This is a genomic window from Shewanella sp. LZH-2, assembly GCF_016859145.1.
Lineage (GTDB): Bacteria > Pseudomonadota > Gammaproteobacteria > Enterobacterales > Shewanellaceae > Shewanella > Shewanella xiamenensis.
The window spans coordinates 1557026-1571130 of sequence record NZ_CP069350.1 but is presented as its reverse complement, the minus strand read 5'-3'; the positions used below and the strand labels follow the sequence as shown (position 1 = coordinate 1571130).

General features: G+C 46.9%; 10 protein-coding genes and 15 tRNA genes. 8 read left to right on the top strand and 17 right to left on the bottom strand.

Annotated elements, in window-relative coordinates; all coding sequences use genetic code 11:
- Positions 1-29: 29 nt before the first annotated feature.
- The 7 genes from JM642_RS07145 to JM642_RS07115 form a co-directional block, all read right to left on the bottom strand.
- Positions 30-554, bottom strand: coding sequence for a CIA30 family protein (locus JM642_RS07145; protein ID WP_037428213.1), 525 nt, complete (start codon positions 552-554; stop codon positions 30-32).
- Between the two features lie 77 nt (positions 555-631).
- Positions 632-1858, bottom strand: a complete 1227-nt coding sequence (gene sstT / locus JM642_RS07140) for a serine/threonine transporter SstT (RefSeq protein ID WP_037420273.1) — start codon at positions 1856-1858, stop codon at positions 632-634.
- Positions 1859-2027: 169 nt separating this feature from the next.
- The gene (locus tag JM642_RS07135; RefSeq protein ID WP_203433297.1) at positions 2028-2927 is read right to left on the bottom strand and encodes a chemotaxis protein CheV; all 900 of its coding nucleotides are present in this window, start codon (positions 2925-2927) and stop codon (positions 2028-2030) included.
- Between the two features lie 135 nt (positions 2928-3062).
- The gene (locus JM642_RS07130) at positions 3063-3533 is read right to left on the bottom strand and encodes a dual specificity protein phosphatase family protein (RefSeq protein ID WP_037420279.1); all 471 of its coding nucleotides are present in this window, start codon (positions 3531-3533) and stop codon (positions 3063-3065) included.
- A gap of 66 nt (positions 3534-3599) precedes the next feature.
- Positions 3600-4883 (bottom strand): DEAD/DEAH box helicase, encoded by a 1284-nt coding sequence (locus JM642_RS07125; protein WP_203433296.1) that lies wholly within the window; start codon positions 4881-4883, stop codon positions 3600-3602.
- 37 nt (positions 4884-4920) lie between these two features.
- Positions 4921-5487, bottom strand: coding sequence for a methylated-DNA--[protein]-cysteine S-methyltransferase (locus tag JM642_RS07120; RefSeq protein ID WP_203433294.1), 567 nt, complete (start codon positions 5485-5487; stop codon positions 4921-4923).
- 109 nt (positions 5488-5596) lie between these two features.
- Positions 5597-7222 (bottom strand): AlkA N-terminal domain-containing protein, encoded by a 1626-nt coding sequence (locus JM642_RS07115; RefSeq protein WP_203433292.1) that lies wholly within the window; start codon positions 7220-7222, stop codon positions 5597-5599.
- Positions 7223-7403: 181 nt separating this feature from the next.
- On the opposite strand from JM642_RS07115, the gene JM642_RS07110 reads away from it, so the two are divergent.
- The gene (locus tag JM642_RS07110) at positions 7404-9233 is read left to right on the top strand and encodes an ABC transporter ATP-binding protein (protein WP_203433291.1); all 1830 of its coding nucleotides are present in this window, start codon (positions 7404-7406) and stop codon (positions 9231-9233) included.
- Positions 9234-9559: 326 nt separating this feature from the next.
- Here JM642_RS07110 and JM642_RS07105 read toward each other — a convergent pair.
- The 10 genes from JM642_RS07105 to gltX form a co-directional block, all read right to left on the bottom strand.
- Positions 9560-9635, bottom strand: a tRNA-Glu gene (locus JM642_RS07105).
- 98 nt (positions 9636-9733) lie between these two features.
- Positions 9734-9809 (bottom strand) — tRNA-Glu (locus JM642_RS07100).
- Positions 9810-9907: 98 nt separating this feature from the next.
- Positions 9908-9983, bottom strand: a tRNA-Glu gene (locus JM642_RS07095).
- A 98-nt stretch (positions 9984-10081) separates the two neighbouring features.
- Positions 10082-10157 (bottom strand) — tRNA-Glu (locus JM642_RS07090).
- Positions 10158-10255: 98 nt separating this feature from the next.
- Positions 10256-10331, bottom strand: a tRNA-Glu gene (locus JM642_RS07085).
- Positions 10332-10409: 78 nt separating this feature from the next.
- Positions 10410-10485: transfer RNA gene (locus tag JM642_RS07080), tRNA-Glu, on the bottom strand.
- Positions 10486-10548: 63 nt separating this feature from the next.
- A tRNA-Ala gene (locus JM642_RS07075) sits at positions 10549-10624 on the bottom strand.
- A 107-nt stretch (positions 10625-10731) separates the two neighbouring features.
- Positions 10732-10807: transfer RNA gene (locus tag JM642_RS07070), tRNA-Glu, on the bottom strand.
- Positions 10808-10866: 59 nt separating this feature from the next.
- Positions 10867-10942: transfer RNA gene (locus JM642_RS07065), tRNA-Ala, on the bottom strand.
- 104 nt (positions 10943-11046) lie between these two features.
- Positions 11047-12456: a glutamate--tRNA ligase gene (gltX, locus tag JM642_RS07060; protein ID WP_037431714.1), complete on the bottom strand. Its 1410-nt coding sequence runs from the start codon at positions 12454-12456 to the stop codon at positions 11047-11049.
- Positions 12457-12970: 514 nt separating this feature from the next.
- Here gltX and JM642_RS07055 point away from each other — a divergent pair.
- The 7 genes from JM642_RS07055 to JM642_RS07025 all read left to right on the top strand — a co-directional run bounded on the left by JM642_RS07055 (position 12971) and on the right by JM642_RS07025 (position 13972).
- A tRNA-Val gene (locus tag JM642_RS07055) sits at positions 12971-13046 on the top strand.
- Positions 13047-13094: 48 nt separating this feature from the next.
- Positions 13095-13170: transfer RNA gene (locus JM642_RS07050), tRNA-Val, on the top strand.
- A 27-nt stretch (positions 13171-13197) separates the two neighbouring features.
- Positions 13198-13273: transfer RNA gene (locus JM642_RS07045), tRNA-Val, on the top strand.
- Between the two features lie 40 nt (positions 13274-13313).
- Positions 13314-13389: transfer RNA gene (locus tag JM642_RS07040), tRNA-Val, on the top strand.
- Between the two features lie 25 nt (positions 13390-13414).
- Positions 13415-13490: transfer RNA gene (locus JM642_RS07035), tRNA-Val, on the top strand.
- A gap of 25 nt (positions 13491-13515) precedes the next feature.
- Positions 13516-13591 (top strand) — tRNA-Val (locus JM642_RS07030).
- A gap of 150 nt (positions 13592-13741) precedes the next feature.
- Positions 13742-13972, top strand: a complete 231-nt coding sequence (locus tag JM642_RS07025) for a hypothetical protein (protein WP_011073026.1) — start codon at positions 13742-13744, stop codon at positions 13970-13972.
- Positions 13973-14105: the final 133 nt, after the last annotated feature.

Genomic DNA, 14105 nt, shown 5'->3' with positions numbered 1-14105 from the left:
GGACAAGCATTAGCTTATCCCCTTATGACTCAATAACAGCCTATTGATTTAATTTTTAATGCAAAATCACCACTTTGCTGCGCACCAATAACTAGCCCAATACTTGTGAGACGGCTCAAATCAATCTCAGCACGCTCAATCGGCTTGCCACGGCACTGGGGATGAAACGCCGTAAAGGGGATTTCAATACGTTGCCAGTGAATAATACTGCCACCATTAACGCCAAAAGACTGATGCTTAGCATCGGGCATCGGTGCTTGATAAACCGTACTCTGCGGCGTGTCGGCATCTTTGAGATTCACTTTGTAGTGCTTACTTCTATCACGGTCGAGTTCGAGATAAATCCCAGTGAATTCACTCACATTTTTGGGTTCAAACTCACAGCGCACCGAGGCAAACCCGCCACCATTGGCGAGTGACACATGGCCGCTAAACATCCCATAGCCTAACGGAGAGATGGTGAGCTTACTGCGTGACAAACCGCCCATCACAGTATCATTAACGCCATACCAAGACTTTGCCGCATTTAACTCTTTAAAATCGAAAAGGATCATAACTACTCCCATAAAAAAAGCAGCCACCGAAGTGACTGCTCCTATGATACTTTCTTCTACACTAACAACAGCACACTTTATCCAAGTTTAGCTTTGTTTTCAGCGGCTTCACAAGCAGCAGCGGTAAAAATCACGTCCGTAGAGCTATTCAGTGCCGTTTCGGCTGCATCTTGGATCACGCCGATAATAAAACCAACAGCAACCACTTGCATCGCCACATCGTTAGAAATGCCAAACAAGCTACAAGCAAGCGGAATAAGCAATAACGAACCACCCGCCACACCAGATGCACCACAGGCAGAAATCGCAGCTACCACGCTAAGCAGCAAGGCTGTCAGCAGATCAACTTGAATCCCCAAAGTATGTGCCGCAGCTAAAGTCAGTACGGTAATCGTAATCGCAGCGCCGCCCATATTGATGGTTGCCCCTAACGGAATAGAGACTGAATAAGTATCTTCGTGCAGATTTAACTTTTCACACAATGCCATATTCACTGGAATATTGGCCGCACTTGAGCGGGTGAAAAATGCCGTCACACCACTCTCACGCAGACAGCGGATCACAAGTGGATAGGGATTACGTTTGATTTTAACGTAAACAATCAGCGGGTTAATAATTAAGGCGATAATAGCCATCGCACCGAGCAATACGGCTAATAACTGAGCGTAGCCCGCAATTGCCGCAAAACCGGTTTCAGCAAATGTGGCAGCAACTAGACCAAAAATACCAATAGGCGCTAACCGAATGATAAAATGCACCATTTGCGAAATACCATGGCTCACATCCGCAAACACTTGTTTGGTTGAATCACTCGAATGATGTAAGGCTAAGCCAAGACCCACGCCCCAAGCCAAAATACCAATATAGTTCCCCGTCATCAGGGCATTCACGGGATTATCAACCAGTTTAAACAACAGGGTGTTAATCACCTCACCAATTCCCTGTGGCGGACTGGTGCCTTCAACACCCGCAACTAACACCAGATTAGTCGGGAACATCATACTTAAAATCACTGCAGTTAATGCCGCAGCAAAGGTACCCAATAAGTACAACACCACGATTGGGCGCATATTCGTTTGAGTATTTTTCTTTTGATTCGCAATGGAGGATGCCACGAGAATAAAGACTAGAATAGGCGCTATCGCTTTTAATGCACCAACAAATAAACTACCTAAAAAAGCGACTTGTTTGGCCCATTCATGTGAAAAACTGGCTAAAGCGACACCAGCGATAATCCCGACGAGAATTTGCAGCACCAAACTGCTATTAGCCAACTTGGCTAAAAAAGATGATTCTTGTTTCATTACTTAACCTATCGTTATTATATTTCGGCTGAGTTTCCCCATCCCACACCTTCAAAATTGAGGCCAATAAGGTTTTATAGGATGTGATGGAACTTGTCTAGCTTTGCAGGGAAATAAGCGAATTAAATTACCCAGTCCCTGCAAAACCCTTACAAAAATCCAACACGCTCTAATTTGACCGCTTAGCCGCTAAATCAGCCCCCCGTAGCATGGCTTCTACCAGCTCGTGGGCATCAAACTTCGTCAGCGCCTCATTTGCCCCCACTTGGTGAGCTTGGCTGACACTGATTTCGCTCGACAACGAGGTATGGAGAATAATATAAGCATTAGCCAACAGTGGATTATCTCGGACTTCAAATGCCAGCTCATAGCCATCGAGCCCCGGCATTTCGATGTCACTAACTAAAATATCAATCGGGTGACGCTCAGCAGCCGCCTGCTCCATAATAGAGAGCGCTTCTCTTCCATCAGGGGTCACGAAATAGGGAATATTAATACTATCGAGCGCATCGGAAAGTTGCTTGCGGGCCACCTTAGAATCATCGACCAACAGAATCCGCATGGGTTTTAACTTCTCCCGCTGCACATCCGTTAGGATTGCTCGATTGGCCTCCGGTGCATCGGGGAACACCTTAGACAGTAACAGCTCCACGTCAAGTAACTGCACTAACTGATTATCGTAGCGCGTCACCCCAGTTAAAAAGGCATTTCTCCCTAAATTTGCCGATGGCGCTTCAATGTCACGCCAATTGCACTCAATAATTTTATCAATAGCACGCACTAAAAAGCCGATAATCATGCGCTGGCAATCAGTAATGATGATATAGCAATGTTTACGTTCTTCATCACTGATTGGCCGATAACCAATGGCAGCCGCCATATCCACCACAGGAATGGTATGGCCGCGAATGGTTGCTGCACCAAGGATGGTGGGATGGGATTGAGGAATTTTACTCAGCGGCGTGTAGGGCACTAATTCACGAATTTTGAGCGTGCCTAAGGCAAATACCTGATGTTGAGATAACCGAAAAAGGAGTAGCCCTTGTGACTGATTTGCCTTACTTTTCATGATAAAACTAAGCGCTCACTCAAATTAAACTGCCAGTATATTAACCTTAACATGCCTTAAAAGTGATGACTAAGGTCAAATGTGATCAAATCAGCCAATTACTTTATCTTTGGAACAATCTTCCCTTCTCAAGGACTAATCCTGCAAAGCATAGAGCACATCGAAGGCAAACTGATCCCACCCCTCAGCGCTAAAAGCAATGTCGCGAATACTACGAACTTGGCTAACGGCATGCAACGGCGCAGCACCATTAACCATGAGGTAATAAGCCATAATGAGCCCAGTACGATCTTTGCCCGAACGGCAATGGATTAACACGGGTAAATCATCGGCTTCACATTGTTGAATAAAGGCTAACGCTCTGGGTAGTTGGGCGACACAAATGGCGATATCCCCTTCCTGTGGCGGCACGTTTCTGGAAAACGGGATACATTCATAACGCAAACCATGGTGCTGAAAACTACCGGGCTCGCAGCCTTCTCCGCCATTAACGGATAACACGGCGCGGATCCCCGATGCTTTAAGCTCTGCTAAATCCCAAGGGTCCTTATTAGGGCCACTGCGGCCCGCGATTTTACCTTCAACTAACCAAAATAAATGCTGCATACTGCCTCTACCAAACCAATTCGAAACAACCTGAAGATATGCTAAGCATAACTCACACCTGAGGAATTAAGACTTTTTACCCCAAAACTCAACATTCGCCACGGGTAACTGTTTACGCTTTTTCTTGCCAGAGCCTTCGGGCTTGGCCTGAGGTTTTTCCTGCGCTAACACATCCAGCGGTATTTCAGCATTGGCTTCAAATCCGGGGATTTGTTCACGCACCAGTTTGATTTTGTTTTTCTTTTCAATCACACCAAAGTGGTGATATTCCTCATGGGAAATTAAAGTCACCGCGAGGCCCGCCTCGCCCGCACGACCGCTACGACCAATACGGTGCATATAATCGGCTGGACTTCTTGGTAAATCAAAGTTAATCACGACGGGGAGTTTATCAATATCAATACCACGGGCTGCGATATCAGTCGCAATTAGCACACTAATGTCACCATTTTTAAACCCATCAAGGACGCGAGTCCGCGCACCTTGAGCTTTATCGCCATGGAAGACTTCGGCGCTAATTCCCCGTTTTGACAACTTTTGCGCGAGGTGGTTACAGGTATTTTTAGCACTGACAAAAATTAACGCCTGTGACCATTGATGCTGTTTAATCAAATGGGCCAATAACGCTGTTTTTTGTTCGCGGTTAACGGTTATCACACGCTGCACAATGGTGCTTTCTTGCTCACTTTGCAGATGAAATTCAAGCGGTTGGTGGAGTAATTTGGTCGTTAGCGCGCGCACTTCTTCGGGGAATGTCGCCGAAAACAGTAAGGTTTGTTTTTTGGCAGGGAGCGCCTCAAGCACTTGATTTAATTCATCAGTAAACCCAAGGCTTAACATGCGGTCCGCTTCATCCAGCACTAAGGCCGAGACGCGATTTAACTTAAGCGCATTGCTGGCTAATAAATCCAGTAAACGCCCAGGAGTTGCGACCAACACATCGGCGCCAGCGCGTAAGCTTTGCATTTGCAGATTGACAGACACACCACCAAAGGCCGCGACAATCTTAAGCTGACCATTAAAATGGGATGCATAGGATAAAAAGCTGTCGGCGACTTGCTGCGCCAATTCGCGGGTAGGTACGAGCACCAAACACCGCACTTGGCCTGCCGACTTATCAGCACTTTTTGCTTCACTCAATCGCTGCAATAACGGCACTGCAAAAGCAGCAGTTTTTCCAGAACCTGTATTCGCCCCTGCTAACACGTCCTGTCCACTGAGTACGGCAGGAATGGTAGCCGCCTGTATCGGAGTGGGAAAAACATAACCCAGCTCAGAGAGTCGATTACATAAGGGAGCAATAATGCCAAGTTCGGCAAAGCTGGCAACGGCGGAAGAAGCTTGGGTCATAAAAAATTACATGGCTCATCAATAACAAATATGACCGCTATTCTAACGTAAAATGCGCGCCCTTGCTTGTCGATTCCAGCATTAACAGTTGTTGTTTCATCGTAAGTCCATAGGCATAACCCGTTAATTGGCCATTTTTACCAATGATACGGTGACAGGGCACAATAATCGCGATGGGATTGGCGCCATTGGCGGCACCGACCGCCCTGACGGCTTTTGGCCTGTCGATACGCTGGGCGATCTCGCCATAACTGCAACTCTGGCCATAACCGACCTGCACCAAGGCTTGCCACACCTGCTGCTGAAATTCGGTGCCCTTGGGCGCTAAGCTTAAGTGGAACTGGGTTAGCTCACCGCGAAAATAATCCAGAAGCTGCGCCTTTGCCTGCTCAATATGACTTTTAGCACGCGCGAGTTCGTCATCACTTGCGACCTTTAGGGGGATCTCGGTACGACTCGACCCGACGACCGTTAAATGGCTCAATCCGTAGGCATTGGCATTAAGTTGTAGTACGCCCACAGGGGTACTTAAAATATCGACAGCGCAGGGCTGATAATCTTTGGCCGTTGGGGCGCTAATCAGTTGCGATAAATTCGGGCTCATAGTGGTTCTCGTCAACGGCTTTAGTACAGTGTTTTAGTACTGTGTTTCAAATAGTGGCTCTCATATAGAGCCTCGGTACTGAATCAATAACTACATGGCCTGAAATGCCCTATGCATTGGACCACAGCAGGAAGGTCAAATAACTCCCCCAAGGGGCGATATCCGCACTGATCCGCTCAACAATCGCTGAATAATCCTGTTGTTTTTGTGCTTCAGTATCCAACCCTGTCTGCTCACCCATCGTCGCCAGTAATTGCTTTTTCACAATTAAATCCGTGTGCAGGAAGATATTTGGATCGCCAAGCCCACATAATTTGGCATAGGCAATGGTCCAGGGGCCAATGCCTTTTACCCTAATCCAATCATCGGCTGTGGCTTCTGGGTGCTCATAGATAAACGCTGCAAGCGCGTTGAGCGCCAGTTTGCGCGCGCCAGGCATTTTAAGCTCATCGAGGCAGGCATGACGGATCAGCTGCGGTGTAGGGAACAAGCGATACTCTTGCCCGTTTAAGCTAAAACGTTCGCCATAAGCTTCGACCAATAAATTGAGTAACTTAGTGGCCTGCACTACGCTCACCTGCTGACCTAAAACGGCTCGGCAACCCGCCTCAAATAAAGATCCTGCTCCCGGGATCCTAAGACCTGATTTAGGGATTAACTTAAGATCGGTCAAACGCTGTAGGTTGTGCTCAATCAGCTGCATATCGGCATCGAGATCTAAAATGCGCCGCACTTGGGTGATGAGTTTTTGTAGGCCCGCCAAGGGCGAGTCGGGTGTTAATGTCAGCGTGATTTTAAAGCGATGCAAATGTGCCTCATGGGCGATACGCACCACTGCGCGGATATCCTCAAGTTGCAGGGTGCGACCATACTCAAGTGTATCTTGGGGCATCATGTCGTTGGAGTCATGATTTGCCCCCTCACAAAACCACTCCATTCCCGCCACGGCGCGCAGGCGATAAAAAGCTAATTGCGCCGGCCAATCGAGCGGCGGTCGGTAATACTGATATAGACTCAAACTATGCACTGGCATCTGCTGTGGACTAGCCTTATTAGTTCTCTCCCCTTCCTCTAACTTGGCAGTCGACTTCAGACTGGATTTTCTTAACTGTGTGGGCGTTAATTGCAGCGACTGCTGAAATGCCTCGTTGAAACGGCGAATACTGTTAAAGCCTGCGGCAAGCGCAACCTGAGTGATGGGCAGCTGCGTCTGATGCAACAACTGTTTTGCGAACATTAACTGACGATAGAGTGCAAATTGCTTAGGCGAAGTGCCAAATCCAGAGGTAAATAACTTATTTAGATAACGGCTGCTGATCCCCAGTTTGTCCGCCAAGGCCTCGACCGTTAATCCATGCTCACCCGATAAGGCGCCAGCTTCAATCAAACCTATAGCTCTGTCTAGGGTTGTGCCTGTACCTTTCCACGGATTAGAGCCTGGTGCACTGTCGGGGCGGCAACGTAGGCAAGGCCTCAGCCCCGCCTGTGCGGCTTTAATGGCCGAGTCGAAATAACGTACGTTTTCTTCTTTAGGTGCAACGGCAGGGCACACAGTTCGGCAGTAAATACCCGTACTTAACACGCCCACAAAGAACTTACCGTCAAAACGTGGATCACGGCTGATGCGAGCCTCGCGGCAAATCGTCGCGGATAAGTAGCACTCTTGCAAATCGTTTATTACCGGCACGACTAGTGGTTTAGTGGTTGGTTTTGGACTCACTGCTATCAGCTTCATTTGGCTATCCGACAATCTTATTCACAATTTTGTACTTGTCGGTTACTGTACGTCACCCTATGCTAGCACACTCGCGGAAAACGGAACTGGATCATCGCGTGCTTTTAAAGTGCAAGATCCTATATGCTAGACACCTCGACGTTTTCCCCATTTACTTTTCTCAATAAAATAGAGTCAATTCATGTTTAAACGATTTGAATCTTGGGTGGAAGCCCTACCGGATGGCGAACCAACCAAGCCTCCCACGGGGGTGTATGCGTTTTGCCGTCACTACACTAAGGGTTATGAATTACCGCTGATATTAATGTCAGTGCTGACAGCCTTCATCGCCATGCTCGAAGTTTCACTCTTTGGCTTTATGGGACAATTAGTCGATTGGTTAGTGAAAAAAAGCCCAGAGACGCTCTATCAGGATGAAGGTTCAACGCTGATATTAATGGGTTTAATGGTCCTAGTGGTGATGCCATTGTTAGTGCTATTTCATGCACTAATCATGCATCAAACCTTGCTGGGCAATTATCCCATGTCGATCCGCTGGCTTGCGCACCGCTATCTGCTCAAACAAAGCGTCTCCTTCTATCAGAATGACTTTGCTGGCCGTATTGCCACTAAGGTGATGCAAACCTCCCTTGCGGTGCGTGAAACCGTAATGAAGTTGCTCGATGTACTGGTATACATTTTAGTGTACTTCACCTCCATGCTGGTGATGGTGGCCAGTGCCGATGTGCGCCTAGTGGTCCCGATGCTGATTTGGCTAGCGCTCTATATTGGTCTGCAATGGTACTTTGTGCCGCGGCTTAAAACGGTCTCAACCGAACAGGCCGATGCCCGCTCCACGATGACAGGACGCATTGTTGATAGTTACACCAATATCACCACGGTAAAACTGTTTGCCCATACGGATAAAGAAGCTGATTACGCGAAAGCGAGTATGCGCAGTTTCCTCGACACGGTTTATCGCCAGATGCGCCTCGTCACAGGGATCAGCGTCAGTGTACAAATCATTAACTACTTACTCGCGTTCAGCATTGCCGCCGTATCAATCGCGCTCTGGAGTGACAATGCCATCTCGGTGGGTGCAATTGCAATTGCCGTGAGTTTAGCGCTGCGCCTCAATGGGATGTCGCAATGGATCATGTGGGAAATCAGTTCATTATTTGAAAATATTGGTACAGTCACCGATGGGATGAACACCCTTTCCAAGACAACACTCATTCAAGACTCGCCAGATGCAAACACCTTAGTAGTGGAACAAGGTCGGATCGATTTTAATCAGGTGAGCTTTCATTATGGTGAAAATACTGGCGTAATCGACGAACTCAACCTCACGATCAAAGCGGGCGAAAAAGTCGGTCTAGTTGGCCGCTCGGGCGCGGGTAAGTCTACCTTAGTCAATCTGTTAATGCGCTTTTACGATGTTGAGAAAGGCCAAATTTGTATCGATGGACAAGACATTAAGTCCGTCAAACAGGATTCGCTACGTTCACAGATTGGTATGGTCACCCAAGACACATCCCTACTGCACCGCACGATTCGTGAAAATATTCTGTACGGCAATCCAGGGGCGAGCGAAATCCAACTCGAACATGCGATTAAACAAGCTCAGGCCCATGATTTTATTAATGAACTAACCGACCCTAATGGCAATCATGGTTTAGATGCACAAGTCGGTGAACGCGGCGTGAAACTCTCTGGCGGACAAAGACAACGTATCGCGATTGCTAGGGTGCTATTAAAAAATGCCCCTATTTTACTGCTCGATGAGGCCACTTCTGCCTTGGACTCTGAAGTTGAAGCTGCGATTCAAGAAAGCTTGTACGAATTGATGCAGGGCAAAACCGTAATTGCAATCGCCCATCGATTATCGACTATTGCCGCAATGGATAGATTAATCGTGCTTGATCAAGGTCGGATTGTTGAACAAGGAACCCATCAAGAGCTGATTGCTGCTGGCGGTATCTATGCCCAGTTATGGGCTCACCAAACCGGCGGATTTTTAGGGGTTGAATAGTGCCGAGTTGTAACTTAATGAACTGATTTTAAAGGCGACATTAAGTCGCCTTTTTATTTTGTTCTGCTCCGTCCTGAATAGCGTTGTTGCATACTAACAGCGAGACATCGTTCCAAGACTTTATCCCAATATGCAGTAAGCAAGTCTAAACCCAATAGAAACAGAGGAAACCAATAAACGTTGTGGCTTGTGGCTTGTGGCTTGTGGCTTGTGGCTTGTGGCTTGTGGCTTGTGGCTTGTGGCACGATAAAATAATAGATACAAAAAAACCATCTTTCGATGGTTTATTGTCTTCAACTAACGTTAGCGATTAACTTTAGTTGAGGTGGTATCCCCTAGGGGATTCGAACCCCTGTTACCGCCGTGAAAGGGCGGTGTCCTAGGCCTCTAGACGAAGGGGACACAAGGACTTATGTTTTTCCTCATAACTGAGGTCTTACTATTTATCTCAAACAACTCGTTAGTCATTTGTGATGCACTCTATCTTATTAGAGATAGAGTGGTATCCCCTAGGGGATTCGAACCCCTGTTACCGCCGTGAAAGGGCGGTGTCCTAGGCCTCTAGACGAAGGGGACACAAGGACTTATGTTTTTCCTCATAACTGAGGTCTTGCTATTTATCTCAAACAACTCGTTAGTCATTTGTGATGCACTCTATCTTATTAGGGATAGAGTGGTATCCCCTAGGGGATTCGAACCCCTGTTACCGCCGTGAAAGGGCGGTGTCCTAGGCCTCTAGACGAAGGGGACACAAGGACTTATGTTTTTCCTCATAACTGAGGTCTTACTATTTATCTCAAATAACTCGTTAGTCATTTGTGATGCACTCTATCTTATTAGAGATAGAGTGGTATCCCCTAGGGGATTCGAACCCCTGTTACCGCCGTGAAAGGGCGGTGTCCTAGGCCTCTAGACGAAGGGGACACAAGGACTTATGTTTTTCCTCATAACTGAGGTCTTGCTATTTATCTCAAACAACTCGTTAGTCATTTGTGATGCACTCTATCTTATTAGAGATAGAGTGGTATCCCCTAGGGGATTCGAACCCCTGTTACCGCCGTGAAAGGGCGGTGTCCTAGGCCTCTAGACGAAGGGGACACAAGGACTTATGTTTTTCCTCATAACTGAGGTCTTGCTATTTATCTCAAACAACTCGTTAGTCATTTGGGATGAAAGTGGTATCCCCTAGGGGATTCGAACCCCTGTTACCGCCGTGAAAGGGCGGTGTCCTAGGCCTCTAGACGAAGGGGACACAAGGACATATTAATTTGACAACTATTATGACTAACAGTGCTCTCGCTTAATATGGCGAAATTGGTGGAGCTAGACGGGATCGAACCGTCGACCTCTTGCATGCCATGCAAGCGCTCTCCCAGCTGAGCTATAGCCCCAAACTCTTTCGACAAAACTGAAACTCAGTATATCGCAGAAATTTAGATTTGTTCTTACCAGACAACTCGTTAGCTATTTGGTAGGAGCACTATGTCGTAAAACATAGTGGTATCCCCTAGGGGATTCGAACCCCTGTTACCGCCGTGAAAGGGCGGTGTCCTAGGCCTCTAGACGAAGGGGACACAAGGACATATTAATTTGAATTTCGTTAAAAACTCTCGCTTAATATCGGCGGTAAGTTTGGTGGAGCTAGACGGGATCGAACCGTCGACCTCTTGCATGCCATGCAAGCGCTCTCCCAGCTGAGCTATAGCCCCAAACTTATTAAACCACATTTAAGTGCACTACAAGCATTTGCTCGTCTGTGTCTCAACTGCGAGGCGCATTCTATGCAGCGCACCTAAATGTGTCAACTCGTTTTTTAGGAATTTATTCTATCTGCTACAAATTCAATCGCTTTGGATATTCTTTGCTCAGAGCGTGCCTTTCCTATTAAGAATAAGGTGATATCTAAGCCTGGAGACTGCCCTGCTCCGGTCACAGCGACACGTAATGGCATCCCCACTTTACCCATACCTACTTCTAATTCAGCAGCGGTGGCTTCAATCGCTTGGTGGATACCTTCAACGGTCCATTCCGGTAATGCCGCTAGCTTTTGTTGCACTAATTGTAATGGCTCAAGCGCCACACCACGTAAATGCTTTTTCGCCTGCTCGGCATCGAACTCTGCAAAATCCTCATAGAAGTAACGGCTAGATGCAGCTAACTCTTTTAACGTTTTGGCACGTTCAGCTAATGCTGTCACTACAGCTGATAAAGCTGGACCATTTGACGTATCAATCTTTTGATCGTCCATATGCCATTGTAAGTGGGAAGCCACATATTCAGGATCAAGCGTCTTAATATAGTGTTGGTTTAACCAAACCAGTTTTTCGGTATTAAAGGCTGAAGGGGCTTTGTTAATATCATCTAACTTAAAGTACTGCTTCATTTCCTCTAAAGAGAACACTTCTTGGTCGCCATGTGACCAACCTAAACGTACTAAATAGTTAAGCAGTGCTTCAGGCAGATAACCATCATCACGGTATTGCATCACGCTTACCGCACCATGGCGCTTAGACAGCTTGGCACCATCATCCCCTAAGATCATCGATACGTGGGCGTATTCAGGAATAGGTGCACCCAATGCTTTAAGGATGTTGATTTGGCGTGGCGTGTTGTTGATATGGTCTTCACCACGCACTACACAGGTAATCCCCATATCCCAATCGTCTACCACTACACAGAAGTTATAGGTAGGTACACCATCGGTACGAGCAATGATCAGATCATCTAACGCGTCGTTTGAGAATTCGATACGGCCACGAACATGGTCATCAAATACGACTGAACCACCGATAGGGTTTTTAAAACGTACAACAAAAGGCTCATCAGTATCACGCGCCGGCAAGTCACGGCAGCAACCATCGTATTTTTGTGCTTCGCCATTTGCCGCTTGTGCTTCTCTTAACGCATCGATACGTTCACGCGAGCAATAACATTTATAGGCTGTGCCCTGCTCTAACATTTGCGCGATGATTTCGTTATAACGATCAAAACGCTTAGTTTGATAGTACGGGCCCTCATCCCACGTTAGACCTAACCAGTTCATGCCCTCTAAAATGGCATCACAAGCGGCCTGAGTAGAACGCTCAATATCCGTATCTTCGATACGTAAAACAAACTCACCGTTATTGGCACGAGCTTGTAACCAAGAATAAAGTGCAGTACGGGCACCGCCCACGTGCAAAAAGCCTGTTGGGCTAGGGGCAAAACGCGTCTTAGTTGTCATAGTGGGACACTAACCTATATAAAGTCGTCTAGATAAAGACAATCACGATAAAAAGTGGGCTTATTCTAGCAGCCTAAGTCAGCGCTGCAAATGGAACATATCCGCTGATAATACAGATAACACAAAAGTCGATGTATTAATTCGATATAGATATCGCTAGCTGACCAATCATAATAGAAACTAAACGCGCTCACTCACCTCGACTCAGGATCATAAATGTATACCAGCGCTGTTGAACTCATGCCCTATAACCGACCTAAAAATCCATCGTCTCGTCGATATAGAAAACCTGATAAAGTTTAGTGGTTATTTGTGCGGTAATATTCACTATGGGCTGATATACAAAGCTTGCTTAAATCACTCAATCTTAAATTGCCCAATAAAGTAACACTTTAAATGAGCCCGTGATTAACATTAAGTCAATGCGAACAAAAATAGCGCGACCAATGCTTTTTTCATTAAAAAGCGTTGACACCCGATCGAACCTCCCTATAATACGGCTCCACACAGCAGAGGTCGCTTAGCTCAGCTGGGAGAGCACCTCCCTTACAAGGAGGGGGTCACTGGTTCGATCCCAGTAGCGACCACCATGTGTTAAATGCAAATTTAATCATGGTTTACATGTTGTTATATACCCGGGTCGCTTAGCTCAGCCGGGAGAGCACCTCCCTTACAAGGAGGGGGTCACTGGTTCGATCCCAGTAGCGACCACCATATAACCTCACTGTGTAGTCATTCCCAGGTCGCTTAGCTCAGCTGGGAGAGCACCTCCCTTACAAGGAGGGGGTCACTGGTTCGATCCCAGTAGCGACCACCATATTTGTGAATGACATAAAAATTTGTATTGAAAGAATTCCGGTCGCTTAGCTCAGCCGGGAGAGCACCTCCCTTACAAGGAGGGGGTCACTGGTTCGATCCCAGTAGCGACCACCATATTCTTCATTACTGATTTACCCCGGGTCGCTTAGCTCAGCCGGGAGAGCACCTCCCTTACAAGGAGGGGGTCACTGGTTCGATCCCAGTAGCGACCACCATATTCTGCACTACTGATTTACCCCGGGTCGCTTAGCTCAGCCGGGAGAGCACCTCCCTTACAAGGAGGGGGTCACTGGTTCGATCCCAGTAGCGACCACCATATTCACTTCAAAAACTTTACCACCTTATTATCTCAACTATGCTTGTTCTAAATCAGCATGACGTTAATTGAGTCCATTACCTAGCATTTACCCTAATTTTGGCTAAAACGCGCTGATCCATTGTCTTGAGCAATTTGGAGATCAGCACTATGGCTAGCGTCAGTCAATCCGCATCCCTCACCAATATCGCCGCTTATCTTAAACATACTCATGCCTGTGACGAGCAAACTGCCTTAAGAGAAGCCCGTGAGGTCATGCAAAACCTTGTGAGTATGCGCCAAAAAGGGTTTATTACTGGCTGGTATTTCGATGAACGTGGACACTTGGAGTTACTCCCAAGTGATGAGATCTTAAAACGAATAGGCGAAGATCACGGCTGACCGTCACTGGGCTTTATTTTAGCCATGTCACCTCCCCCTACTCCACAGTCATTTTTCAAACCGTTTTTGATCTAAAAGCAACTTATTTTGCTCAGTTAACCATCAAGCTAAAAACCTCAGCTCATATCTCACA

What these genes read in the sequence shown, in the direction of transcription:
- JM642_RS07145 (WP_037428213.1), bottom strand. Translation starts at nt 554, where the DNA reads ATGATCCTTTTCGATTTTAAAGAGTTAAATGCGGCAAAGTCTTGGTAT.
- sstT (WP_037420273.1), bottom strand. Translation starts at nt 1,858, where the DNA reads ATGAAACAAGAATCATCTTTTTTAGCCAAGTTGGCTAATAGCAGTTTG.
- JM642_RS07135 (WP_203433297.1), bottom strand. Translation starts at nt 2,927, where the DNA reads ATGAAAAGTAAGGCAAATCAGTCACAAGGGCTACTCCTTTTTCGGTTA.
- JM642_RS07130 (WP_037420279.1), bottom strand. Translation starts at nt 3,533, where the DNA reads ATGCAGCATTTATTTTGGTTAGTTGAAGGTAAAATCGCGGGCCGCAGT.
- JM642_RS07125 (WP_203433296.1), bottom strand. Translation starts at nt 4,883, where the DNA reads ATGACCCAAGCTTCTTCCGCCGTTGCCAGCTTTGCCGAACTTGGCATT.
- JM642_RS07120 (WP_203433294.1), bottom strand. Translation starts at nt 5,487, where the DNA reads ATGAGCCCGAATTTATCGCAACTGATTAGCGCCCCAACGGCCAAAGAT.
- JM642_RS07115 (WP_203433292.1), bottom strand. Translation starts at nt 7,222, where the DNA reads ATGAAGCTGATAGCAGTGAGTCCAAAACCAACCACTAAACCACTAGTC.
- JM642_RS07110 (WP_203433291.1), top strand. Translation starts at nt 7,404, where the DNA reads ATGTTTAAACGATTTGAATCTTGGGTGGAAGCCCTACCGGATGGCGAA.
- gltX (WP_037431714.1), bottom strand. Translation starts at nt 12,456, where the DNA reads ATGACAACTAAGACGCGTTTTGCCCCTAGCCCAACAGGCTTTTTGCAC.
- JM642_RS07025 (WP_011073026.1), top strand. Translation starts at nt 13,742, where the DNA reads ATGGCTAGCGTCAGTCAATCCGCATCCCTCACCAATATCGCCGCTTAT.